General features: G+C 61.2%; 24 protein-coding genes and 1 tRNA gene. 6 read left to right on the top strand and 19 right to left on the bottom strand.

Annotated elements, in window-relative coordinates; translation table 11 throughout:
* The first annotated feature begins 144 nt into the window (after window positions 1–144).
* From uppC to GGQ66_RS06460, 4 genes are read left to right on the top strand one after another with little or no spacing between them, the layout of a single operon-like run.
* Window positions 145–690: a polysaccharide export protein UppC gene (gene uppC / locus GGQ66_RS06475; protein WP_237358813.1), complete on the top strand. Its 546-nt coding sequence runs from the start codon at window positions 145–147 to the stop codon at window positions 688–690.
* 3 nt (window positions 691–693) lie between these two features.
* On the top strand, window positions 694–1,845 hold the full coding sequence (locus tag GGQ66_RS06470) for a glycosyltransferase family 4 protein (protein WP_183790659.1): 1,152 nt from the start codon (window positions 694–696) through the stop codon (window positions 1,843–1,845).
* 55 nt (window positions 1,846–1,900) lie between these two features.
* Window positions 1,901–3,463 carry an undecaprenyl-phosphate glucose phosphotransferase gene (locus tag GGQ66_RS06465; RefSeq protein WP_183790657.1) on the top strand — a complete coding sequence of 521 codons (1,563 nt, stop codon included), beginning with the start codon at window positions 1,901–1,903 and terminating at the stop codon, window positions 3,461–3,463.
* 2 nt (window positions 3,464–3,465) lie between these two features.
* A complete protein-coding gene (locus GGQ66_RS06460) occupies window positions 3,466–4,722 on the top strand; it encodes an O-antigen ligase family protein (protein WP_183790968.1) in 1,257 nt (418 codons plus the stop codon).
* 106 nt (window positions 4,723–4,828) lie between these two features.
* Here GGQ66_RS06460 and GGQ66_RS06455 read toward each other — a convergent pair.
* From GGQ66_RS06455 to GGQ66_RS06420, 8 genes are all read right to left on the bottom strand, one after another.
* Window positions 4,829–4,905 (bottom strand) — tRNA-Pro (locus GGQ66_RS06455).
* Window positions 4,906–5,069: 164 nt separating this feature from the next.
* The gene (locus GGQ66_RS06450; RefSeq protein WP_183790655.1) at window positions 5,070–5,219 is read right to left on the bottom strand and encodes a hypothetical protein; all 150 of its coding nucleotides are present in this window, start codon (window positions 5,217–5,219) and stop codon (window positions 5,070–5,072) included.
* Window positions 5,220–5,313: 94 nt separating this feature from the next.
* The gene (locus GGQ66_RS06445; RefSeq protein WP_183790653.1) at window positions 5,314–5,859 is read right to left on the bottom strand and encodes a MerR family transcriptional regulator; all 546 of its coding nucleotides are present in this window, start codon (window positions 5,857–5,859) and stop codon (window positions 5,314–5,316) included.
* Between the two features lie 187 nt (window positions 5,860–6,046).
* The gene (locus tag GGQ66_RS06440) at window positions 6,047–6,391 is read right to left on the bottom strand and encodes an integration host factor subunit alpha (RefSeq protein ID WP_183790650.1); all 345 of its coding nucleotides are present in this window, start codon (window positions 6,389–6,391) and stop codon (window positions 6,047–6,049) included.
* Window positions 6,392–6,604: 213 nt separating this feature from the next.
* Complete coding sequence (locus GGQ66_RS06435) at window positions 6,605–7,576, bottom strand: beta-ketoacyl-ACP synthase III (RefSeq protein ID WP_183790648.1); 972 nt, start codon at window positions 7,574–7,576, stop codon at window positions 6,605–6,607.
* Window positions 7,577–7,596: 20 nt separating this feature from the next.
* Window positions 7,597–8,643 (bottom strand): phosphate acyltransferase PlsX, encoded by a 1,047-nt coding sequence (gene plsX, locus GGQ66_RS06430; RefSeq protein WP_183790646.1) that lies wholly within the window; start codon window positions 8,641–8,643, stop codon window positions 7,597–7,599.
* A 99-nt stretch (window positions 8,644–8,742) separates the two neighbouring features.
* On the bottom strand, window positions 8,743–9,300 hold the full coding sequence (locus GGQ66_RS06425) for a YceD family protein (protein ID WP_183790643.1): 558 nt from the start codon (window positions 9,298–9,300) through the stop codon (window positions 8,743–8,745).
* 1 nt (window position 9,301) lies between these two features.
* A complete protein-coding gene (locus GGQ66_RS06420) occupies window positions 9,302–9,880 on the bottom strand; it encodes a ubiquinol-cytochrome C chaperone family protein (protein ID WP_183790641.1) in 579 nt (192 codons plus the stop codon).
* Between the two features lie 270 nt (window positions 9,881–10,150).
* Between GGQ66_RS06420 and GGQ66_RS06415 the strand changes: the two genes are divergently transcribed.
* On the top strand, window positions 10,151–10,669 hold the full coding sequence (locus GGQ66_RS06415; protein ID WP_183790639.1) for an outer membrane protein assembly factor BamE: 519 nt from the start codon (window positions 10,151–10,153) through the stop codon (window positions 10,667–10,669).
* A gap of 73 nt (window positions 10,670–10,742) precedes the next feature.
* On the opposite strand, the gene GGQ66_RS06410 is transcribed toward GGQ66_RS06415, so the two are convergent.
* From GGQ66_RS06410 to GGQ66_RS06360, 11 genes are all read right to left on the bottom strand, one after another.
* Window positions 10,743–12,878, bottom strand: coding sequence for a sodium-translocating pyrophosphatase (locus tag GGQ66_RS06410; RefSeq protein WP_183790636.1), 2,136 nt, complete (start codon window positions 12,876–12,878; stop codon window positions 10,743–10,745).
* Window positions 12,879–13,083: 205 nt separating this feature from the next.
* Window positions 13,084–14,319, bottom strand: coding sequence for an MFS transporter (locus GGQ66_RS06405; protein WP_183790965.1), 1,236 nt, complete (start codon window positions 14,317–14,319; stop codon window positions 13,084–13,086).
* Between the two features lie 20 nt (window positions 14,320–14,339).
* On the bottom strand, window positions 14,340–14,822 hold the full coding sequence (gene nusB, locus GGQ66_RS06400; RefSeq protein WP_183790633.1) for a transcription antitermination factor NusB: 483 nt from the start codon (window positions 14,820–14,822) through the stop codon (window positions 14,340–14,342).
* Between the two features lie 2 nt (window positions 14,823–14,824).
* Window positions 14,825–15,277: a 6,7-dimethyl-8-ribityllumazine synthase gene (locus tag GGQ66_RS06395; RefSeq protein ID WP_183790631.1), complete on the bottom strand. Its 453-nt coding sequence runs from the start codon at window positions 15,275–15,277 to the stop codon at window positions 14,825–14,827.
* Window positions 15,278–15,410: 133 nt separating this feature from the next.
* The gene (locus GGQ66_RS06390; RefSeq protein ID WP_183790629.1) at window positions 15,411–16,016 is read right to left on the bottom strand and encodes a riboflavin synthase; all 606 of its coding nucleotides are present in this window, start codon (window positions 16,014–16,016) and stop codon (window positions 15,411–15,413) included.
* Window positions 16,016–17,098, bottom strand: a complete 1,083-nt coding sequence (ribD, locus tag GGQ66_RS06385; RefSeq protein ID WP_183790627.1) for a bifunctional diaminohydroxyphosphoribosylaminopyrimidine deaminase/5-amino-6-(5-phosphoribosylamino)uracil reductase RibD — start codon at window positions 17,096–17,098, stop codon at window positions 16,016–16,018. Before ribD ends, GGQ66_RS06390 begins: the two co-directional genes overlap by 1 nt.
* Window positions 17,099–17,101: 3 nt before the next feature.
* Window positions 17,102–17,581: a transcriptional regulator NrdR gene (gene nrdR / locus GGQ66_RS06380; protein WP_183790624.1), complete on the bottom strand. Its 480-nt coding sequence runs from the start codon at window positions 17,579–17,581 to the stop codon at window positions 17,102–17,104.
* A gap of 9 nt (window positions 17,582–17,590) precedes the next feature.
* Complete coding sequence (glyA, locus tag GGQ66_RS06375; protein ID WP_183790622.1) at window positions 17,591–18,883, bottom strand: serine hydroxymethyltransferase; 1,293 nt, start codon at window positions 18,881–18,883, stop codon at window positions 17,591–17,593.
* Window positions 18,884–19,068: 185 nt separating this feature from the next.
* On the bottom strand, window positions 19,069–20,394 hold the full coding sequence (locus tag GGQ66_RS06370; RefSeq protein ID WP_183790620.1) for a L,D-transpeptidase family protein: 1,326 nt from the start codon (window positions 20,392–20,394) through the stop codon (window positions 19,069–19,071).
* 372 nt (window positions 20,395–20,766) lie between these two features.
* Entirely contained in the window at window positions 20,767–21,282 is a 516-nt protein-coding gene (ldtR, locus tag GGQ66_RS06365) for a transcriptional regulator LdtR (RefSeq protein WP_183790617.1), read from the bottom strand.
* Between the two features lie 126 nt (window positions 21,283–21,408).
* Window positions 21,409–21,846: a DUF6163 family protein gene (locus GGQ66_RS06360; RefSeq protein ID WP_183790614.1), complete on the bottom strand. Its 438-nt coding sequence runs from the start codon at window positions 21,844–21,846 to the stop codon at window positions 21,409–21,411.
* 169 nt (window positions 21,847–22,015) lie between these two features.
* On the opposite strand from GGQ66_RS06360, the gene GGQ66_RS06355 reads away from it, so the two are divergent.
* Window positions 22,016–22,396, top strand: a complete 381-nt coding sequence (locus tag GGQ66_RS06355; protein WP_183790612.1) for a GFA family protein — start codon at window positions 22,016–22,018, stop codon at window positions 22,394–22,396.
* Window positions 22,397–22,502 lie beyond the last annotated feature (106 nt).

The following is a 22,502-nucleotide window of genomic DNA, read 5'->3' as shown; positions in this document are numbered from 1 at the left end:
GTCATCGCGATAGACTATTTATGCTCCCATTTACCGCCCGTTAACCCTAACGGATTGATAACGGCTTCACACAATCCTCTTGTCTGGAGCATGATGCGTATGTCGTCCGTCCTGTCACGTTTCGCCGCGTCGAAACATGCCCTGATGATCGGGCTTGCGCTTGCCGCCGCCGGGCTTTCCGGCTGCACGCATTACCAACCCGCTCCCAAAGCTTTCCAGGAGGCGACCATCCAGCCCTATCGGCTGGATAGCGGCGACCGCCTGCGCATCACCGTCTTCGAACAGGCCGGCCTCACCAATACCTACATGGTCGATCAGGCGGGCTACATCTCCTTCCCGCTCGTCGGACAGGTGCCGGCCCGCGGCCGCACCCTGCCCGAGCTTGAAAAGGCGATTGCCCAGAAATTGCAACAGGGCTACCTGCGCGATCCCGACGTGACCATCGAGGTTGACCGCTACCGCTCCGTCTTCGTGATGGGCGAAGTGGGCCAGCCCGGCCAATATTCCTATGTCGCGGGCATGACCGTGCAGAACGCCATCGCCATTGCCGGTGGCTATTCGCCCCGCGCCAACCAGCGCGACGTGGATATTACCCGCAAGATCAACGGCGAGATCATGACCGGCCGCGTCAGCATTTCGGACCCCATTCTCGCCGGCGACACGATCTATGTCCGCGAACGTCTGTTCTGATCGATGACAGAAGAAAAGCCGCTCCGCATCCTGCATTGCTTGCGCGCCCCGGCGGGCGGTGTATTCCGCCATGTTCGCGATCTTGTCGACGAGCATGTGGCGGCTGGCCATCAGGTCGGTGTGTTGTGCGACACCAAGACGGACGGCGAATACGAACAAAAGCTTCTGGCCGAACTGGAGCCGAAGCTTGCGCTCGGCCTGATCCGCACGCCGATCGAGCGTTCGATCAAGCCGTCGGATCTCGTGGCCCTGAAAAAGGCCTATAATCATATCAAGAGCTTGCAGCCTGATGTTCTGCATGGTCATGGCGCCAAGGGTGGCGTCATCGCCCGCATCATCGGCTCATTCCTGCGGGTTAACAGGTATCGCGTCGCCCGCCTCTATTCGCCGCATGGCGGCAGCCTCCATTTCCGCCGCGCCAGCCTCAAGGGCCAGATCATCCTGCGCGCGGAACGTTTCATGGAGCGCTTCACCGACCGGCTGGTCTTCGTGTGCGACTACGAGAAGAATACCTACTTCTCCAGGGTCGGCGAACCCCGCGCCAAGTGGCGGCGAATCTATAACGGCATCAGCGCCGCCGAATTCATTCCGGTTGAAAAAGTGCCCGAGGGCGTCGACCTGCTCTATATCGGCAATCTACGCGACCTGAAGGGACCGGATGTCTTCATCGAGGCGTTTCTGCGCGCCGAACGTATCGTCGGACGGCCGCTCAATGGCCTCATCGTCGGCAACGGCCCCCAGCGCGATGAATATGCCCACAGGATCGGCCTGCTCGGGCTCGGAAGCCGCCTCACGCTTCGTCCGGCCATGCCCGCGCGGGAAGCGTTCGCGCTGACGGACATCGTGGTCGTGCCCTCGCGCAACGAAAGCCTGCCCTATATCGTGCTGGAAGCGCTCGCCGCCGGAAAATCCGTCATCGCCTCACGTGTCGGTGGAATTCCCGAAATGCTTGGCGCCGACAGCCAGGCATTGGTCGAACCCGGCAGTGCCGATGCGCTCGCGGCCGCCATGGCGCGCGCCCTGACAGAACCGGAGTGGAAGAGCAGCATCATGCCCTCCCAAGATGTGTTGCGTGCCAGTTTTTCGACCTCGGTGATGGCGGGCAGCATGCTCGACCTGTACCGGGAAGCGCTGGCGGAGCAATCCACCGGCTAAACGTTTTTTAGCATCTTGCTGATATGGCTTTTCTCAAGGGAGAACGAGAAGAGCCATGAACCAGATCGAGAAAAACGAACAGTTCGACGTCGAAGCCCTGAAGCGCAGGCTGACCGAAGGCGGTGCGCCGCCCTCGAACGCGGAATCGAGCCCCGGGGAAGCCCCCACGCTCAACCCTCTGGCGCGGCGTATCGCCCAGCAGTTCAGTGAACACAGCCGCACGCCGAACATCGTCATCGGCCAGTTCCGCCTTTTCGAATTCACCTCGCTGCTGGCCATCGGCCTCGCCGCCGGTGCGGTTGTCGGTTATGCTGGCGCGGTGGATTTCCTGCTACGCACCCTGCTGCTCATCCTCGGCGCAGGCCTCACCGTGATTGCCCTGCAGGCGCTCGATCTCTATCAGATTTCCGCTCTCCGGGCACCGAGCGTCAACCTCAAGCGCATCATCGCTGCGTGGGCGCTCAGTTCCGCCGTTCTGGCCGGGCTCTTTCATCTCACCGGCAAGCTCGCCATCTACGATGCCAAACATCTCGGTTTCTGGCTGGGTGGTGCGGGCGCCTTCCTTCTTGTGGAACGCTTCCTGTTCGCCATCGGCGTGCGCCACTGGGGCCGCAACGGTCTGATGGAACGCCGTGCCGTCGTCGTCGGCGGTGGTCAGGGCGCGAAGGACCTGATCCGCGCACTGGAACAGCAACCGGACAACGATATCCGCATTTGCGGCATCTTCGATGATCGCAACTCCGACCGCTCGCCCAATATCGTTGCCGGCTATCCGAAGCTCGGCACCGTGTCCGAACTGGTCGAGTTCGCCCGCCTTGCGCGCATCGACATGCTGATCGTCGCCCTGCCGCTTTCGGCGGAAGGCCGCATCATGGATCTGATCCGCAAGCTCTGGGTGCTGCCGGTGGATATTCGCCTGGCCGCACATGCCAACCGCCTGCGCTTTCGTCCACGTTCCTATTCGCATATCGGCGCCGTGCCGATGCTCGATATCTTCGACAAGCCGATCCGTGACTGGGATTCGGTCGCCAAGCGCGTATTCGACATCTTCTTCAGCGTCGTCGCCCTGATGTTACTGTGGCCGATCTTCATCGGTACGGCGATCGCCATCAAGAAGAACTCCAAGGGCCCGGTCTTCTTCATGCAGAAGCGCCATGGCTTCAACAACGAAGTCATCAACGTCTTCAAGTTCCGCTCGATGTATACCGACCTGTGCGATCCAACCGCCAAGCAGGCCGTGACTAAGGGCGACCCGCGCGTGACCCCGGTCGGCCGCTTCATCCGCAAGACATCCATCGATGAACTTCCGCAGCTTTTCAACGTGCTGCGCGGCGAACTTTCACTGGTGGGCCCGCGTCCGCACGCCATTTCCGCCCAGTCCGGCGATCTGAAATTTGCCGACGTGGCCGAAGGCTATTTCGCGCGCCACCGCGTCAAGCCCGGCGTGACCGGCTGGGCGCAGATCAACGGCTGGCGCGGCGAGGTCGACAACAGCGACAAGATCCGTTTCCGCACCGCCTTCGATCTCTATTACATCGAGAACTGGTCGCTGCTGTTTGATCTGAAGATCCTGTTCCTCACGCCGATCCGGTTGCTCAAGACGGAAAACGCCTATTGACCATGCTCGCTTCCCATAGCGCCGGCTCATCACTCCGGCGCGACGGCATCAACGCCCCCATCGCCGCCATGCGGTTGATCGGATCGGGCGTTCTGGCGTTTGGCGTCTTCCTGTCCGGTTTCGTGATTTCGGAGCCCGCCCCTTATGAAGTGCTGATGGTGGCGCAGGTCGCCATCTGGTTCCTGATGGGTCTTAAAATCAGCCGCACCACCGGCGGCCTTCTCGCCTTCCTGCTGGTCTTCAATGCCGGTGGCCTGCTGTCGCTGACGGTGATGAAGACGAACTTCGGTGGCGGCCTCATCTACATTGCCGTCTCGATCTTTCTGGCGCTCAGCGCCGTCTTCTATTCGGCGGTGATCGAAGACAGGCATACGCGCCTCAGGTTGATGTTTCAGGCCTGGGTGGCTGCGGCCATCCTGACATCGGTTCTGGGTATTCTCGGCTATTTCCACGCCTTTCCCGGCGCTGAAGTTTTCACGCGTTTTGACCGCGCCAAGGGTGCTTTTCAGGATTCGAACGTCTTTGGCCCGTTTCTCGTGGCCCCTGCCCTCTATCTGATGCACGGGCTGCTGACACAGAGACTATCCGCCGCCCCGCTCAGAAGCATAGGCCTGCTCATTCTCGTGCTCGGCATCTTCCTGTCGTTCTCGCGTGCGGCATGGGCGATGTTCGCCTTCGCATCCGTCATGCTGGTCTTCATCATGCTGTTGAAGGAGCGCAGTGGCGCTTTCCGGATGAAGATCGTCGTGCTGTCGCTGGCTGCCGTGGTCATGATCGTTGCCGCGCTGGTAATCGCCCTGCAATCCGAGCAGGTGTCACAACTGCTTTCGAGCCGTACCAAGCTGGTGCAGGATTACGATGGCGGCCATCTCGGGCGCTTCGAGCGTCACAAGATCGGCTTCCTCATGGCCATGGAAAAGCCGCTCGGCATCGGCCCCCTGGTGTTTTCGACGATCTTTCCCGAGGATGAGCACAACACCTGGCTGAAGTCGCTGACGACCTACGGCTGGATCGGCTTCGTAAGCTGGATCGGCATGACCGTCACGACGCTGTTTTCCGGCTTCCGCTTTCTCCTGCGCGACCGGCCGTGGCAGCCGTTCCTGATGATCGCCTGGATCACCTATTTCGGGCACGCATTGATCGGTAACGTCATCGACACCGACCACTGGCGCCACTTCTACATCCTGATCGGCATTATCTGGGGCTGCGTGGCGCTGGAACGGCGCCACCAGCGCGAACAGGCACGCAGGCAAGCTTGATGATGCCTGTGAGGTATCTTCTCATCCGTGAAAAACTATCTGCAGAAAACAGCACGCGAACCGCGCTGGAACCAATCACCGCATGGGGGCTAAGTGATTGAAGAAATGGTCGGAGCGGCGGGATTCGAACCCACGACCCCTTGACCCCCAGTCAAGTGCGCTACCGGGCTGCGCTACGCTCCGACCCGCTTCATAGGAAGCACGCACTCCATAACCGCATGACCCAGCCTGCGCAAGCGGAAAAGTCTGCCATCCGAAATTTTCAGGACCGTTTTCGGCCAGCCGCCTGACAAACGAGTGGAACAGACGAAAAGCGCAAGACGCTGCCGTCTGTTCCGCCATGATGATCAGTTCTTTTCGATCTTCACGCCGTCAGGTCCGATCTTCATTTCGATGCCCTCCGGCTTCGTTTCCTCGCGATAGGCATAGGCTCCGAGGCCTACAACCGCAGCAATGAGAATGCCAATAATGAGGTAAAGACCGCTTCGATTGTTCAAGATTTTCTCCTTCAAGAACCTGATGTTGAAGGAGAAACGCGCGGAACGCACGGAGGTTCCGTTGCCCGCCACTCAAATCCGTGCCCGAGGGGGATCAGCGCACCTGATCAAGCAGACGCTTGCATTCCAGCAGATCGTAGAGCGCTTCCTGCAGCAGGGCCCGGTCTTCCTTGCCGACGGACCCGCCCTTCCCGATCGAGACTTCGGGCATATCGTCGTCGCTGCCGCCGAAGCCGAAGAAGCGGCCGCTTGGCTTGGCCTTCGGACGGCCGACGATCTGATCCTCATCGGGATGAACGACGCGGGGCTCCGCGCTCTTTTCCGTCTGCGCCGAAGCCACGAGCGCATCCATGGCGGCCACGTCACCATTGGCGATGGCGACGACAAAACGGTTTCCGTTCGTCTTCAAAAGCTTCTGAACGCCTTTGATGGTGTAGCCATGATCATAAAGAAGGTGGCGAATGCCCTTCAGCAGCTCCACGTCATCGGGACGGTAATAGCGGCGACCGCCGCCACGCTTCATTGGCCTGATCTGCGGAAAGCGCGTTTCCCAGAAGCGCAGGACGTGCTGCGGCAGATCGAGATCGTCCGCTACCTCGCTGATGGTGCGAAACGCATCAGGGCTTTTGTCAACGTCCATTCCCTGCGGCTCCAGCCTTGTCTTTCCGGTGCGGCGGATGTCGGTCCGCGTTGCCGTATTGCGTGGACACACCGCCCGAATCGACCGGGCGGATGGCGTACATCTCAATTGATGAATGAAACGAATTCAAGCGAAAGCTGTTCGCCGTCCAGAACCTTCCGGACCAGCCGGCGAAACGGCAGCGAAATCAGGAGACGGCAGCGGTTGCCGATGTCTTGAGCTTGGCCTTGCGCGCCAGATGCGACTTGAGAATGCGCTGCTTCAGCACGTTTGACGCCTTGAAGGTCATGACGCGGCGCGGTGAAATCGGTACTTCCTCACCCGTCTTCGGGTTGCGACCGATGCGCTCGTTCTTGCTGCGCACCTGAAAGGTGGCGAAGGAAGAGAGCTTGACTGTCTCGCCACGTACGATGGCGTTGCAAATCTCGTCAATTACGGTTTCGACCAGTTCCGCTGATTCCGTCCGCGACAATCCGACCTTACGGAAAACAGATTCTGCGAGATCAGCACGTGTTACGGTCTTTCCGGCCATGGTTTTCCGCCCCGTTTGAAACCTCTTCCCCACGAAATGCACCGTTTCGATCACTCATGATCAAAAAACCGGCAGCATCCGCATGCAAGCGCTTCGAGCGCATGCCATCCGCCTTGGCGCACAAGCTACGAAGCGTTGAGAGACTATTGCCCTTCCCCCCATCGGTCAAGCGTTTACAAGCACTTGACGCGACAGACCTTCGTCAATCGCCGCTTACCAGCGCAAGAGAACCGAGCCCCATGTGAAGCCGCCGCCCATCGCTTCGAGCATGACGAGATCGCCCTTCTTGATGCGCCCGTCCGAAGCTGCGACCGCCAGCGCCAGCGGAATGGAGGCTGCGGAGGTATTGCCATGCAGATCGACGGTGATGACCACCTTTTCCAGCGGAATGGCAAGTTTCTTGGCGGACCCTTCGATAATGCGGCGATTTGCCTGATGCGGCACCAGCCAGTCGAGGTCATCCGGCGTCAGCCCGGTCTTGTCGAAGGCATCGATGATGACGTCGGTGATCATGCCGACCGCATGCTTGAACACTTCGCGGCCTTCCATGCGCAGATGGCCCACCGTGCCTGTCGTGGACGGGCCGCCGTCGACATAGAGCTTTTCCTTGTGCGAACCATCTGAGCGCAGGCTGGCCGCCAATACGCCGCGATCCGCAACCGTTCCAGCCCCCTCCTCGGCTTCCAGAACGATCGCCCCGGCACCGTCACCGAAGAGAACGCAGGTGGTGCGATCAGTCCAGTCGAGAATGCGGGAGAAGGTTTCCGTGCCGATGACCAGAACGCGACGGGCCTGGCCGGAGCGGATGAAACTGTCGGCGGTGGTCACCGCATAGACGAAACCGGTGCATACAGCCTGCATGTCGAAGGCGAAGCCGTGCGTCATGCCGAGGCGATACTGGATGTTCACGGCCGTCGCCGGGAAGGTGTTGTCCGGCGTCGAGGTCGCAACAATGATGACATCGATATCGGCAGGCGTCAGGCCGGCGTTTTCCAGCGCAGCGCGCGCAGCATCGGCGCCCAGCGAAGCGGAGGTTTCCTCCGGGGCGGCAATGTAGCGCTGGGTGATGCCGGTACGCTGAACGATCCACTCGTCGGTGGTATCGACGGTCTTCTCCAGTTCGCTATTCGTCACCACACGCTTCGGCAGAGCGGCTCCGAAACCGCGCACGACAGAACGAATCATAGGTTTTCCTGCCCTTTTGTTCATGCCGCTTCCGGACCGGCCGGGGGCTGCTGCCCTGCATGATAGATTTTCAAATCGTTTTCGATCTTTTTGCTCAGACCGTTCTTCACCATGTCATAGGCAACGTCAATTGCCGCCGCATAGCCTTCGGCGTCAGTGCCGCCATGGCTCTTGATGACAATTCCGTTCAGGCCGAGGAAAACCCCGCCATTGGATTTGCGCGGATCGAGTTTGTCGCGCAGCATGCGGAAGGCGCCGCGCGCAAAGAGATAGCCGATCTTCGCCATCAGCGTGCGCGACATGGCCATTTTCAGGAAGGCGGCCATCTGCCTCGCCGTGCCTTCGGCAGCCTTGAGCGCGATGTTGCCGGTAAAGCCTTCCGTCACAACCACGTCGACCGTGCCCTTGCCGAGATCGTCGCCTTCGACAAAACCGTAATAGGTCAGGCTCGAAAGGTTTGCCTCGCGCAGCAGGCGCCCGGCTTCCTTGACCTCTTCATTGCCCTTCACCTCTTCGGCACCGACATTGAGCAGACCAACGGTCGGGGATTCGATATCGAAGAGCGCACGCGCCATGGCGCCGCCCATGAGCGCGAAATCGAGAAGCTGGCGAGCATCCGCGCCGATGGTGGCGCCGATGTCGAGTACGATGCTTTCGCCGCGCGCTGTCGGCCAGATACCGGCGATGGCGGGGCGTTCGATGTTGGGCATCATGCGGAGACAGAACATGGCCATAGCCATGAGCGCGCCGGTATTGCCGGCGGAAACGGCAACGTCGGCCTTGCCTTCCTTCACCGCGTCGATCGCCAGCCACATGGAGGACACGTTGCGACCGCGACGAAGCGCCTGGCTCGGCTTCTCATCCATGCCGATGGCGACATCGCAGTGATGAAGCTCGCTGCGTTCCTTCAGCTTCGGAAAGCGCTCCAGAAAGGGTTCGCACTTTTCCCGCTGCCCATAGAGAACGAACGTCACTTCAGGGTGCCGCTCCAACGCCTTGGCAGCACCGGGAATGACAACTTCCGGCCCGAAGTCGCCTCCCATGACGTCGAGTGAAATCTTGATCACGCCTTCGTTTCCTTCCCAACCGCCCGCTGGCGGTGTTTTAGGCTCAAAATACCCGGTTCGAAGCCCCTGACAACTTCAATGTGGTCCGGCGAAGCCCTCTTAGTCCTTTTTCCAATCCTTCAAAACCGCGAAAGGCGAAGGTTTCCTGTCCTTTTCCCCATCATCTTCGATATGGGCGGCAAATTCTGCGTTCGGCTTGCGCGGATAAGGGTCGATTGCCAGCGCCACGCATTCCGCAACGGTCTCGCCGGCATCAATCGAATCGCCCGCAAAGCTCTCCGGCATGTCCGGACCTTCGGGGTCGAGCACCATTTCTCCGCTGTCGCCGGTCATCAGCCGCGCCAGCTTGGAGCCCTCGGGCACAAAGATCTGTTCGAAGTCTTCCTCGATCGCGGCCTCGACCGGGTCGAGCGTGACGACACAAGCCTGCACGATCGCGGCCGAGACGTGCCCCTTGACACGGACGCCATCCCGCTTCCAGCGGGACACCGTCATTGTCGCCTTCAGCGACTTCACCTCGAGAATGCGCCAGAGGCGGGCAAGGCCGGCGCGCTCCTCCGCATCAGCCTCTACATGAACCTCGACCGGATTGGCGGAAATATGACCGACCTTCACCGGGTAGGAAAAGGGAACATCGTCCTTGTTCGGTTTCGTCATCTCAGTCCGTCTCTTTCTTGCTGGCATCCGCCTGTTCATGGGCCACAGCAACCGCTTCAGGTAGCGTCACCCGGCCCGCCGCCACGTCATCCTCGGAAACAGTGGCCAGATGACGCTCGGCCAGCATGGCCCAGTCGGCCAATTCAGTCATGGACGGGGCATTGTCAACCTCGGGATGGATATTGCGGCGAAGCGCTGCGGCCAACGCCTCCCGGTCACCGGCATCCAGGGCGGCGGCATAGGCCTCGAGGCGGCCGTAGTAGCGCCCCGCCAGTTTTTTCATGCGTTTGGGTACGGAGGGATCGCCGACCCCCAGTTCGCGGATCGAGTGATCGATATCCTGAAAGAACGCGTCGATGATCTCCTGCGCCAGCTCCTGACCGCTTGCGCCCGAAAAGCGGGTGCGGCGGAAAAACAGGATCATGACCAGCGAAATCATTTCAAGACGGCCCATAACGGTATCTGGCACGCCCATAGCCGAATAGAACCGGGGCTGGCGGGCAGCGGTGGTCAGGGCCTCGTACTGCCTCTCAAGGATTTTGCCGTTATTGTTTCGCCTGGAAAACAGTCCAAAGATCATCGAAATTTCCGAAAAGCGGCTGCGAATAGTCGCCGCCCCGCCTTAACCCGTGTTGCATGAATGCGAAAGCTGGTTTACCGAAGCATGCGCGAATTGCAATGCTGTTTAGGCGAGCCATGCCTTGCGCCCTGGCCTTCGCGACCGGGGACCGGGCATTTCTCCGCTTGCGGCGCCAGTTCGCGGTCCAATCCGGAGACTTTCCCCGGAAAGGCCATAATGATATGCGCATGGCAGAGGCAGGCCGCAAGGCGTGTTCTGAACCTTGGAGAGATGTCGTTGAAAATGCGGTATTCGAAGCCTGACAGGAAATTCGGCGGCAAGACCGTCCTTATCATTGCCGCGCTTTCCGGCATTGCCGCGCTTTCCGGCTGCACAACGGCCGAGGTGATGCACAATGGCTATGTGGTCGATCAGGAATCGCTGGATCTGGTGCCGGTAGGCGCGAGCCGCGAGCAGGCGCTTCTGACACTCGGCACGCCGTCTTCCACGGCAACCTTCGACAATGAAGTGCTCTATTACATTTCCCAGAAGCGCACCCGCTCCATGGCTTTCCAGAAGCCGAAGCTTGTCGAGCAGAGCATTCTGGCGATCTATCTGAACAAGGATGGCGTCGTGGAACGCCGCGCCAACTATACCCTTCAGGACGGCAAGGTTTTCGACATGATCTCGCGCACGACCCCTACGGGCGGCAAGGATCTGACCTTCCTGCAGCAGCTCATGTCCGGTGTCGGCGGCGGCGGCAACAACAATTACATGGTTCGCCAGATGCTGGGCGCCAATTCCAACTGATCCGGCGCTTGCCTTTCCATCAAAAAACCCCGCCTCGAAAGAAGCGGGGTTTTTCGTTTTCAGGGACCTTGCCTCAGGCCAGAACGGCCAGAAGCAGAAGTGCCACGATGTTGGTGATCTTGATCGCCGGGTTGACAGCCGGACCGGCTGTATCCTTGTAAGGATCACCGACCGTATCGCCCGTGACCGATGCCTTGTGCGCCTCCGAGCCCTTCATGTGGCGCGTGCCGTCCTTGTCGACAAAGCCATCCTCGAAGCTCTTTTTGGCATTGTCCCAGGCGCCGCCGCCGGAGGTCATGGAAATGGCCACGAAGATGCCGTTGACGATGACGCCGAGCAGTGATGCGCCAAGCGCCGCAAAGGCCGAGGCTTTCGAGCCGGAAATCATCAGCACGCCGAAATAGACGACGAGCGGCGCCAGAACCGGCAGAAGCGATGGCACGATCATTTCACGGATCGCCGCCTTGGTAAGCATGTCGACGGCGCGGCTGTAGTCCGGGCGGTCCGTGCCGGCCATAATGCCGGGCTTCTCCCGGAACTGACGGCGCACTTCCTCGACCACCGCACCGCCCGCGCGCCCTACCGCCGTCATGGCGATACCGCCGAAGAGGTAGGGAATGAGGCCGCCGAAAATCAGGCCGGCTACCACATAGGGGTTCGAGAGGTTGAAGGAGACCTCGCCGATGCCCGCGAAATAGGGATACTTGTCGCTGTTGGCGATGAAGTATTTCAGGTCATTGGCATAGGCCGCGAAGAGAACCAGAGCACCGAGGCCGGCGGAGCCGATGGCATAGCCCTTGGTGACGGCCTTGGTGGTGTTGCCCACCGCATCCAGCGCATCGGTCGCCTTGCGGACATCCGGCGCCATGCCGGACATTTCTGCGATACCGCCGGCATTGTCGGTCACAGGGCCGAAAGCGTCGAGCGCGACGATCATGCCGGCAAGGCCGAGCATGGCGGTGACGGCAATGCCCGTGCCGAACAGGCCGGCAAACTGATAGGTCGCGATGATGCCGCCGACGATGACAAGCGCCGGCAACGCCGTCGATTCCAGCGAAACGGCAAGGCCCTGAATGACATTGGTACCGTGGCCGGTGACCGAGGCCTGGGCGATGGAATTCACCGGGCGCTTGTTGGTGCCGGTATAGTATTCCGTGATCACCACGATCAATGCCGTCACGACCAGACCGATCAGTCCGCAGATGAACAGGTTGGTGCCGGTGACCACCAGTCCATCCACCGCGCCGACCTGGCCCCAGCCAACGGTGAGGCTGGTGGCCAGCCCGAGGCCGACGATGGAGAGCAGACCCGTGACGATAAGACCGCGGTAGAGCGCGCCCATGATGGAGCCGTTGACGCCGAGTTTCACGAAGAAGGAGCCGATGATGGATGTCACCACACAGGTGCCGCAAATGGCGAGCGGATAGATCATCGCGGCATCGAGAACCGTGGTGCCGGCGAAGAAGATCGCGGCGAGAACCATCGTCGCCACCACCGAAACGGCATAGGTTTCGAAAAGGTCGGCCGCCATGCCGGCGCAGTCGCCGACATTGTCGCCCACATTGTCGGCGATGGTCGCGGGATTACGCGGATCGTCTTCCGGAATGCCGGCCTCCACCTTGCCAACAAGGTCACCGCCGACATCCGCGCCCTTGGTGAAGATGCCGCCACCGAGACGGGCGAAGATGGAAATGAGTGAAGCGCCGAAGCCGAGCGAAACCAGCGCGTCGATGACTTCGCGCGAACCGCTTTCATGGCCAAGACCCTGCGTGAGCAGCAGGAAATAACCGGAGACGCCAAGCAGCGCGAGCCCCGCCACCAGAAGACCGGTAATGGCACCCGACTTGAACGCGATATCAAGACCGGCGGACAGGCTGACGGACGCGGCCTGCGCCGTGCGGACATTGGCGCGAACCGAAACATGCATGCCGATGAAGCCAGCCAGGCCTGACAGAACAGCGCCAATGAGGAAGCCGAAGGCGGCCGTGGCAGAGAGCAGCCACCAGCTACCGGCAAACACCACCACGCCCACCAAGGCGATGCTGAGATACTGACGCGTCAGATAGGCTGTCGCCCCCTCGCGGATGAAGCCGGCGATCTCGCGCATCCGGGCCGTGCCCTGATCCGCCGCCAGCACCGACCGCGTCGCCCAGATGGCGTAGACGATCGAAAGCAAGCCACACAGAATAACCCCGTAGACAACACTCATACGCTCTGCCTCCCCATGATTTCCTCCTTGGGGGGCGGGAACCCGACCGGCATTGCGCCGATCGTTCAGGCGCCCGCTCCATTTATGAAGGGAGAGTGCGTCCCCTTGGCGCGGGGCGTCAAGCCCTACGCCTAAAGGTGTAGGGAAAGAGGACATTCCGCCGCAATGCAGAATGAGAAAAATCAATGCTTAAACGTTTGAAAAATCAGCGCGATGCTGCGGCGCGCAAACGGGCCGCGCGCATTTCTGCGAGAATCAGAACGAGGCAGAGGATGGTGACAGGCCAGATCACGAGATTCATGACGTTCCAGCCATAGGCCGTGAACACCCGGCCGGAGGAGAAGGAGGACAACGCCACCGTGCCGAACAGCACGATATCGTTGAAGCCCTGCACCTTGTCGGCCTCATGCGGGCGATAGCTGGCCGCGACAATGGCCGTCGAGCCGATGAAGCCGAAATTCCAGCCGATACCGAGCAGAACAAGCGCCGTCCAGAAGTTCCACAGTTCGACGCCGGCATGGGCGACGAGCGCGCAGGCCATGAGAATGACGAGGCCGAGCGCCACGACCTTTTCCGCGCCGTAGCGGGCAATCAGCATGCCGGTGAAGAAACTCGGGCCGAACATGGCGATGACATGCCACTGGATGCCGAGCGTCGCCATTTCCGAGGGCATGCCGCAGCCGATGACCATGGCGAGCGGCGCGCCGGTCATCATGAAGGTCATCAGCGCATAGGAGCCGATGCCACAGACAAGGCCGGTGAGGAAACGCTGCGTCAGCACGATTTCCCTGAGCGGACGCGCTGGCTCATCGGTGTGATCGTGCCCGACCGGCTTTTGCGGCAGGCGCAGGAAGGACAGGACCAGAATGGCCGCCGCCGCCAACGGAACCAGCGCCAAGAAGGTTCCGGCAAAGGTGACGGGTGCGAAATAATCCTTCGCCCAGATGGCAAGCTGCGGGCCGAGGATAGCCGAGATGATGCCACCGGCCAGAATCCAGGAGATGGCCTTACCCTTGTAGAAGGACGGCGAGGCATCTGCCGCGGCAAAGCGGATTTTCTGGGTGAAGCCGCCGGAAAGGCCGATCAGCAACAAGCCCGCCGCAAACAGCCAGAAATCGGAGCGGAACAACGCCAGCGATGCCACAAGACCGCCGGCACCGGCCAGCAGCGCTCCGAGCATGAAGGAAGCCTTGCGGCCCAGAAACCGGGAAGCGGTGGCCACGACGATGGCGCCAAGGGCAACACCGATGTTGAAACCGGTCAGCGGCGCGGTTGCCAGGGACTTGTCGTCCCCGAGCAGTTCATAGCCGACCAGCGCACCGGCGGAAAAGGACATGGGACCGGCCGAGCCGAGAATGGCCTGCGCGGCCGCCAGCAGCGTGACATTACGCCTGGCCGAGCGCATCTGCCCTTCAAGCCCCGGCACCGTGCCGCCCTGCATCGCATCCATGCGTCTGTTCCTTACTTGCGAATGTCTCCGCGCATCTGCTTGGCGATGCGATCGAGAACGGCATTGACGAGCTTCGGTTCGTCTTCCTCGAAGAAGGCGCGCGCGATCTCGACATATTCGGTGACGATCACCGGGATCGGCACGTCCTTGCGCTCCAGAATCTCGAAGGTGCCGGCACGCAGGATGGCGCGCACCGTACTGTCGAGGCGTGACAGCGCCCAGTCGTCCTGCAGGGCTGACTTGATCAGCGGGTCGATCTTCGTCTGGTCACGCACCACGCCGGCGACGATGGAGCGGAACCAGGCGGCATCCGCCTTCAGATAGGTTTCGCCATCGACTTCCTGGCCGAGACGGAAGGCCTCGTATTCGGCCACGACTTCCAGAACGCCTGTGCCGCCGATATCCATCTGATACAGGGCCTGCACGGCGGCAAGACGTGCCGCGCCGCGCTGGTTGGCCGGTTTGACCGGGTGGCCGGTGTCGTCCTGCGTCATGTTCAGCCGCCCAGTTTGTCTTTGAGTTCGATCATCGTCAGCGCCGCACGGGCGGCGAAGCCACCCTTGTCCAGCTCGGACTTGCGGGCACGGGCCCAAGCCTGCGCCTCGTTTTCGACGGTCAGGATGCCGTTGCCGATGGGCAGGGATTCGCTGACGGCGATATCCATCAGCGCGCGGGCCGATTCGTTCGAAACAATATCGAAGTGATAGGTTTCGCCGCGAATGACCATGCCGAGCGCCACGAAGCCGTCATAGGCAACCGTGCCGGAATCCATGCCATCCAACGCCATGGCGATGGCAGCGGGAATTTCCAGCGCGCCGGGAACGGTCACGACATCGTAGCTCGCGCCAGCAGCATCGAGCGCGGACTTGGCGCCATCGAGCAGGGCATCGGAAATATCGTCGTAAAAGCGGGCCTCAACGATGAGGAGGTGCGGAGCAGGAGCAGACATCGCGGTTTTCCAACAGGTTCAGCGGCCATGCGGCCGGGATACGGAACAACGTACTTACAGGATTGACGCGTCTAACCACGGCTTGCCCCTGCTGGCAAGCAAATTCACGCTTTTGCAGGTTTGAACGGAATGTTCAGCCGAACTCCGCCAGCCGCGCTGCATAGCGCGCCATCGTGTCCACCTCGAAGTTCACCCTGTCGCCCGCCTTGCGTTCGCCCCAGGTGGTAACGGCCAGCGTGTGGCTGATGATGAGGACATCGAAGGTCGAGCCATCCACGGCATTCACGGTCAGCGACGTGCCGTCGAGCGTGACAGAGCCCTTGGGGGCCACGAATTTCGCGAACTCATCCGGTGCACGCAGGCGGAAACGCTGGGCGTCGCCTTCCGGGGTGATCGACAGGATTTCCGCCGTGCCATCGACATGGCCGGAAACGATATGGCCACCGAGTTCATCGCCCACTTTCAGCGCGCGTTCGAGATTGATACGGGTGCCAGGCACCCATCCGGCGATGGTCGTCAGCCGAAGTGCTTCCTCCCATGCCTCAACCTCGTACCAGCGGGAATTGTCGCCTTCGGCGGGCAGCGTCGTCACCGTCAGACAGGTACCGGCATGGGCAATGGAGGCGCCGATGGCAATGGTGGCCGGATCATAGGCGGTCGCCACGCGCAGGCGAATGCCCTCGTTCAGCGGCGTGATGCTTTCGACGGTTCCGACATCGGTGACAATCCCCGTGAACATCAGTCAATCCTTTCGTAGTCGAAACGGCGATCCGGGCCGAAGCGGCTTTCGCCCAAAAATCTGAATTCCGGTCCGATATGGGCGCGCGTCAGCGGCGATGCAATGCCTTCGGCGCCGATCTCGCCCGGCCCCTCATAAAGCGCGATCGCATCCACCAGCCCGGCCTTGAGAAAGGCATCGGCCACAACCGCACCGCCTTCGACCATCAGGCCGTTGATGCCGCGTTCGCCGAGCAGCGCCAGAAGTTCGGGAAGCGACCCCGTCTCGATGACCTCGACGCCCGCAGCCTCAAGCGCCGCACGGCGCTCGTCATAGCCAACGCCATGGATGCGCGAACCGACGGCGATGACAGGCACGACCTTTGCCGTCTGCACGAGCCTGGAGGTCAGCGGAAGGCGCAGGTCGCGATCCAGCACGATGCGCAGCGGCGAACGGTCTTCCATTCCCGGCAGACGCACGGTGAGTTCGGGATTATCGGCGATCGCCGTGCCGATACCGACAAGGATCGCGTCGCTTTCGGCGCGCAAGCGATGGACTTCGGCGCGGGCTTCCGGACCGGTGATCGCCACCTGCCCGCCACCCTTCACACCGATCATGCCATCGGCGGAAACCGCAAGCTTCAGAATCACATGGCTGCGCTTCTTCGTCTGGCGGGTGAGATAGGGCGCGAGCATGCGCCGCGCCTCCTCCTCCATCACACCGCTTTCCACCGCAATGCCGGCATCCGCCAGAATGCCGAGGCCGCGCCCGGATACCCGCGGATCGGGATCGGTCAGCGCGACGACGACCCGGGCAACGCCCGCCGCGACCAGCGCATTGGCGCAGGGCGGGGTCTTGCCGAAATGGGAACAGGGTTCGAGGGTAACATAGGCCGTCGCCCCCCTCGCCTTTTCGCCCGCATCGGCCAGCGCCTGCGGTTCGGCATGGGGACGACCGAGACGGGCGGTCACGCCGCGCCCGACAATTTCGCCGTCACGGACGATAACGCAGCCGACACAGGGGTTGGAAGCCGTCTGACCCTTGTTGCGGCGCGAAATCCGGATGGCTTCTTCCATGAAGAGCCGGTCTTGCGCCGCCGTCATGGCTTAACCACCCAGACCGGGATCGCGGGCAATCTTGGCGTTAATTTCCTCGATCACCTTCTCGAAATCCTCGGCGTGGGAGAAATCGCGGTAGACCGAGGCGTAGCGCACGAAGCCCACGTCATCAAGGCTCTTCAGCGCCTCCAGCACCTGCAGGCCGATTTCTTCCGAGGTGATTTCCGTTTCGCCGGAGCTTTCCAGCCGCCGGGCGATACCCGAAACGGCACGTTCGATGCGGTCGGCATCGACGGGGCGTTTGCGCAGGGCGATCTGGAAAGAGCGCACCAGCTTGTTGCGGTCGAAAGGCACCTTGCGGCCTGTCTTCTTCACGACCATGAGTTCGCGAAGCTGGACCCGTTCAAAGGTGGTGAAGCGGCCGCCGCAATCCGGGCAGATACGCCGGCGGCGGATGGACGTGCCATCCTCCGCCGGGCGCGAATCCTTCACCTGGGTATCTTCCGAACCGCAGAAGGGGCAGCGCATGGCGAGCCCTTACGCCAGATAGCCATACATCGGGAAGCGGCCGGTCAGAGCCTCGACCTTGGAGCGGACGGCAGCCTCGACGGCGGCGTTGCCTTCGTCGGAATTGGCGACCTTCAGACCATCGAGTACTTCCACGATCAGCTTGCCGATTTCACGGAATTCCGCTTCCTTGAAGCCGCGCGTCGTGCCGGCCGGCGTGCCGAGACGGACGCCGGAGGTGACGAAGGGCTTTTCCGGATCGAAGGGAATGCCATTCTTGTTGCAGGTGATATAGGCGCGGCCAAGAGCAGCCTCGGCGCGCTTGCCGGTCGCGTTCTTCTTGCGAAGATCGACCAGCATGAGGTGGTTGTCCGTGCCGCCGGACACGATGTCCAGACCGCCTTCAACCAGCGTCTCGGCCAGCGCCTTGGCGTTCTTGACGATCTGCGCGGCGTATTCCTTGAATTCCGGCTGCAGCGCCTCCTGGAAAGCCACGGCCTTGGCGGCGATGACGTGCATCAGCGGGCCGCCCTGCAGGCCGGGGAAAACGGCAGAGTTGAACTTCTTGGCCAGATCCTCGTCGTTGGTCAGGATCATGCCGCCGCGCGGGCCGCGCAGGGACTTGTGCGTCGTCGTGGTGGCGACGTGGCAATGCGGGAACGGCGACGGGTGCTGGCCACCGGCAACGAGGCCGGCGATGTGGGCCATGTCGACCATCAGGTAGGCGCCGACTTCGTCGGCGATCTCGCGGAAGCGCTTCCAGTCCCAGATACGCGAATAGGCGGTGCCGCCAGCCACGATGAGCTTCGGCTTGTTCTTGCGCGCCTTCTCGGCAATGTCGTCCATGTCGAGAAGGTGATCTTCCTCGCGCACGCCGTAGGACACGACGTTGAACCACTTACCGGACATATTGACCGGCGAACCGTGGGTCAGGTGCCCCCCGGAGTTCAGGTCGAGACCCATGAAGGTGTCACCCGGCTGAAGCAGCGCGAGGAACACGGCCTGGTTCATCTGCGAACCGGAATTCGGCTGGACGTTGGCGAAGTTAACGCCGAACAGCTTCTTGGCGCGCTCGATGGCGAGTTCCTCGGCGATATCGACGAACTGGCAGCCGCCGTAATAGCGCTTGCCCGGATAGCCCTCGGCATACTTGTTGGTCATGATCGAGCCCTGCGCCTCGAGAACGGCGCGGGAAACGATGTTTTCAGAGGCGATCAGTTCGATCTCGTGGCGCTGACGACCGAGCTCCTTGCCGATGGCGCCGAAGATGTCCGGATCGGTCTCTGCGAGCGGGCGATTGAAGAAGGCTTCGAGGTTGGACATGGCAAGGGCTCCTGCGACAAACGGATGCGAAGGGGTATTATCCGCCTGCCCCGCCAAGAGCAATATGCAACACGCATTTTACCCCGCGTTGTCGCGCTATTCGCGCTTGAAACCGGGCGGCGGCGGAAAAGCAAACCGGCCGCGGAAGGTGCGCGGCCGGTGAAATTCTTGGTCAGAACGAAAGATCAGTTGCGCGGAAGCAGGTCGTCGTCGCTGGAGACAGGCTCGACGCCGGTCGTCGTCTGGAGCGCGAGCTGCTGGTCGCCGTCCTTCTCATAGATGTCGTCGCGGAACTGCACGACGCCGTCCTTGGCCGACCAAGCGGTGATGTAGACGAAATAGACCGGCACTTCCTGCTGCAACCTGATCGGCGTGTTCTGCCGGCTGGCGATCACCTGCTCGACGTGCTGGCGGTCCCAGCCGGGCGTATCCTTGAGAATCCACAGCACGAGGTCACGAACGTTCTGCACGCGCACGCAGCCCGACGATTCGAAGCGCATGAGCTTGTTGAACAGGCCCTGCGAGGGCGTGTCGTGCATGTATTCGTTGTTCGGGTTATGAAAGTTGATCTTGGTGGACGACATCGCGTTGATCTTGCCGGGGTCCTGACGGAACATCAGGTTCGGCGCCTTCGGCGCATTCCAGTCGACGCTGGAGGGGCTCACTTCGTTGCCCTGCCCGTCGATCAGACGGATGTTGTTCTTTTCCAGATAGGTCGGGTCCTTGCGCATCAGCGGCACGATGTCCTTTTCGACGATCGAGCGCGGCGCAGTCCAGTAAGGATTGAGGATGACTTCGTAAATCTTGGAATTGATGAGGTGGGTCGGGCGGCTGATGCGGCCCACGACGGCGGTATTGCGCATCACCACACGGCCACTTTCCACAGCCTCGACCATGGCGGCGGGCACGTTCACGGTGACGAAACGCGGGCCGAGATCACCCGACATGGATTGCAGACGCACCATATTGGTCTGGAGCTGCGTCAGGCGCGTCGTGGCGGGCACGTTGATCGCCTTCATCGTATATTCGCCCATGACACCATCAGTCGGCAAGCCATGACGGGCCTGGAAGCGCTTCACCGCGCCATCGACGTAGGAATCGAAGGAACTGGACACGCCGGCATCGCGCGGCAGGTCGCCGGAGATCATCAGGCGCTGGCGCAGGGCCTGCACGGACGAGTCGACGGCGCCAAGCTGGAGCGGCTTTGCCGTTTCCGGCACCTGCGGCCAACCACCGTTCGAAACGATCATCTGATACTGAGACATCGCCAGTTGCACGTTCTGGGCCGAGCCCGGGCCGAGGATCGGGTTGTTGGACGTGACGTTGACGGCCGCGCGCGAAACCTTGGCGTCGAACTGGTCGTCCCAGTTACCGCGACGGGGCGCATTGATAATATCATCCATGGCCGACTGGGCAAAGGCCGGTGCGGCCAGAGCCGCGGCCCCTGCCGAAAGAGCCGAACGCAACACCGCGCGGCGAGAAAACACATCCATTCCGGTCTTATCTGACATCTATCGCACCATCTCGTTCATTCCACGCACTTCGGGCCAGCCACTGTCGGACTGCACGCGGATCATGATCGATCATCGTTAACAAAGCCGCACCGAGGCCCGCTCTTCTTTGGAAAGGCTTAAGCATTGCGGCGCGTCGCGTTCAACACGTTACCGCCGCCGGCTTCGAAAAACCTGAGTCTTCAGCCCTTTTCCCTGCAATTGCGGTCACATATCAATATGGCCAATTCGTGTCGCATGGCCGTGGCCCGCGTTCAACCGCGCGTGAACACAAGGAAACCGGACACGCCCGTCAGGACGTGTCCGGTTTTCGTTTCCCCCGGGAGAAAGCGTGCCGCGATTTTGTTTTTGCTCTTGCGGCGACCGCCGCAATTACATGCGATAGGCGATGGTGTCGTTCCAGAAGCGGTCGAGGCGCTGGAGCAGCTTGTTCATTTCCGAAAACTCGCTCTCACCGATACCACCGACCTTCTGGATCGAACCGACATGGCGCTCATAGAGCTTGGCAACCGTTTCGGCGATTTCCTGGCCCTTATCGGTCAGGCTGATGCGGACCGAGCGACGGTCGATACGCGAGCGCTTGTGGTTGATGAAGCCGAGGTCGACCAGTTTCTTGACGTTATAGGAAACGTTCGAGCCGAGATAGAAGCCGCGCGAGCGCAGTTCACCGGCGGTCAGTTCGGAGTTGCCGATATTGAACAGGAGAAGGGCCTGAACGGCGTTGACATCGGAGCGCCCCTGACGGTCGAACTCGTCCTTGATAACGTCGAGAAGACGGCGATGGAGACGTTCCACCAGATGCAGCGATTCGAGGTAGAGCGAACGCAGGGCTTCTTCCTGCTCTTCGTGAACGGGCTGCGGCTGCTGTTTGGACTTGGTGTTGATCATGACTGCCTCACTGTTTTGGTGGCGGTGTTTCTTTTGTTCCCGCCTTGAGTGAGACCCTATCGAATACCCATAAAATTCTACTTAAAACGCAGCCTTAACAGCCCCTTACCAGCGAACCCGCATCAATCAGGGTAAACCGGAGCTTACCCGGCTGGCCTTTTCGCGCCGTTCCAGGAAGAGCGCGATGCGGAAAAGCGCGTAAACGGTGACGATCAGCGCATGCATGGCCGGAACCAGAATATTGCTGCCGAAGACGTCCCGCCACACCGTATACATCAGAACCTGCCCCAGCGCGGCACAGATCCAGATGACCGGCCCCCAGGAGACCGCCAGCCACAGCCCCAATGCCGCTACGGGAAAGACGACGGCCAGCGAAACGCCGGCTGCCCGCCAGGCAGGCAGCAACAGGTCGAAGCGCGCCATGCCGCCCCCGGCATAACCCACCAGCATCGCCCAATATTGCAGGCCGAACCAGAAACACGACACCGCCACCATTCGCAGGAACACCACGAACAGGGTCTCGGTCAGCGTATTTCTCGGTGTGCCTTTCGAATCGGTCTCCATAGGCGGAGGATAAGGGCAAGCGCCCTCACCCGCCAGATGGCCGCCCCACCTTCCCCCGTTTCATACGTCGCACCGTGAGCGAGCGGCCATGCTTCGGTCATTTTCACTCTGGGCATGACCGGTAAATCCGGCAAAGATCACCGCATCCAGAAAGCTTGAGGGAAACATCATGCATCGCGGCTCCTGTCTTTGCGGAAAGATCACGTTCAGGGTCGAAGGGGAACTTGCCCCGCCCGATGCCTGCCATTGCTCCAGATGCCGCAAGCACTCCGGCCACTACTTCGCATCGACCGAAGTGGCGAAGGACCGGCTTTTCGTCGAAGGAGACGAATTCGTGCGATGGTACTCGTCATCCGAAAAGGTGCGGCGCGGCTTCTGTTCGGTCTGCGGTTCCTCGCTATTCTTCGATCCGCCGCACCGGGACTGGATCGCCATCGCCATGGGCGCCTTCGACGGGGCGACGAACACCCGGCTCGCACTCCACATCTTCGTGGCGGACAAGGGTGATTACTACGAGATTGCCGATGGCCTGCCGCAGAACGCCCGGTAGGACAGCCTGCGCCAAAACACCCCACTTGCAGGCGGAAATAGGCAGTTTTCCGGCTGGGGGCTTAGTGATAATCAGCAAAAGACAATTGACGGCAGCAAGGGACGCC

This window comes from Allorhizobium borbori, from assembly GCF_014196535.1.
Taxonomy (GTDB): Bacteria; Pseudomonadota; Alphaproteobacteria; order Rhizobiales; family Rhizobiaceae; genus Ectorhizobium; species Ectorhizobium borbori.
This window is presented reverse-complemented; position numbering and strand designations above follow the sequence as displayed.

What these genes read in the sequence shown, in the direction of transcription:
- uppC (WP_237358813.1), top strand. Translation starts at nt 145, where the DNA reads ATGATCGGGCTTGCGCTTGCCGCCGCCGGGCTTTCCGGCTGCACGCAT.
- GGQ66_RS06470 (WP_183790659.1), top strand. Translation starts at nt 694, where the DNA reads ATGACAGAAGAAAAGCCGCTCCGCATCCTGCATTGCTTGCGCGCCCCG.
- GGQ66_RS06465 (WP_183790657.1), top strand. Translation starts at nt 1,901, where the DNA reads ATGAACCAGATCGAGAAAAACGAACAGTTCGACGTCGAAGCCCTGAAG.
- GGQ66_RS06460 (WP_183790968.1), top strand. Translation starts at nt 3,466, where the DNA reads ATGCTCGCTTCCCATAGCGCCGGCTCATCACTCCGGCGCGACGGCATC.
- GGQ66_RS06445 (WP_183790653.1), bottom strand. Translation starts at nt 5,859, where the DNA reads ATGGACGTTGACAAAAGCCCTGATGCGTTTCGCACCATCAGCGAGGTA.
- GGQ66_RS06440 (WP_183790650.1), bottom strand. Translation starts at nt 6,391, where the DNA reads ATGGCCGGAAAGACCGTAACACGTGCTGATCTCGCAGAATCTGTTTTC.
- GGQ66_RS06435 (WP_183790648.1), bottom strand. Translation starts at nt 7,576, where the DNA reads ATGATTCGTTCTGTCGTGCGCGGTTTCGGAGCCGCTCTGCCGAAGCGT.
- GGQ66_RS06425 (WP_183790643.1), bottom strand. Translation starts at nt 9,300, where the DNA reads ATGACGAAACCGAACAAGGACGATGTTCCCTTTTCCTACCCGGTGAAG.
- GGQ66_RS06420 (WP_183790641.1), bottom strand. Translation starts at nt 9,880, where the DNA reads ATGATCTTTGGACTGTTTTCCAGGCGAAACAATAACGGCAAAATCCTT.
- GGQ66_RS06415 (WP_183790639.1), top strand. Translation starts at nt 10,151, where the DNA reads ATGTCGTTGAAAATGCGGTATTCGAAGCCTGACAGGAAATTCGGCGGC.
- GGQ66_RS06410 (WP_183790636.1), bottom strand. Translation starts at nt 12,878, where the DNA reads ATGAGTGTTGTCTACGGGGTTATTCTGTGTGGCTTGCTTTCGATCGTC.
- GGQ66_RS06405 (WP_183790965.1), bottom strand. Translation starts at nt 14,319, where the DNA reads ATGCAGGGCGGCACGGTGCCGGGGCTTGAAGGGCAGATGCGCTCGGCC.
- nusB (WP_183790633.1), bottom strand. Translation starts at nt 14,822, where the DNA reads ATGACGCAGGACGACACCGGCCACCCGGTCAAACCGGCCAACCAGCGC.
- GGQ66_RS06395 (WP_183790631.1), bottom strand. Translation starts at nt 15,277, where the DNA reads ATGTCTGCTCCTGCTCCGCACCTCCTCATCGTTGAGGCCCGCTTTTAC.
- GGQ66_RS06390 (WP_183790629.1), bottom strand. Translation starts at nt 16,016, where the DNA reads ATGTTCACGGGGATTGTCACCGATGTCGGAACCGTCGAAAGCATCACG.
- ribD (WP_183790627.1), bottom strand. Translation starts at nt 17,098, where the DNA reads ATGACGGCGGCGCAAGACCGGCTCTTCATGGAAGAAGCCATCCGGATT.
- nrdR (WP_183790624.1), bottom strand. Translation starts at nt 17,581, where the DNA reads ATGCGCTGCCCCTTCTGCGGTTCGGAAGATACCCAGGTGAAGGATTCG.
- glyA (WP_183790622.1), bottom strand. Translation starts at nt 18,883, where the DNA reads ATGTCCAACCTCGAAGCCTTCTTCAATCGCCCGCTCGCAGAGACCGAT.
- GGQ66_RS06370 (WP_183790620.1), bottom strand. Translation starts at nt 20,394, where the DNA reads ATGTCAGATAAGACCGGAATGGATGTGTTTTCTCGCCGCGCGGTGTTG.
- ldtR (WP_183790617.1), bottom strand. Translation starts at nt 21,282, where the DNA reads ATGATCAACACCAAGTCCAAACAGCAGCCGCAGCCCGTTCACGAAGAG.
- GGQ66_RS06360 (WP_183790614.1), bottom strand. Translation starts at nt 21,846, where the DNA reads ATGGAGACCGATTCGAAAGGCACACCGAGAAATACGCTGACCGAGACC.
- GGQ66_RS06355 (WP_183790612.1), top strand. Translation starts at nt 22,016, where the DNA reads ATGCATCGCGGCTCCTGTCTTTGCGGAAAGATCACGTTCAGGGTCGAA.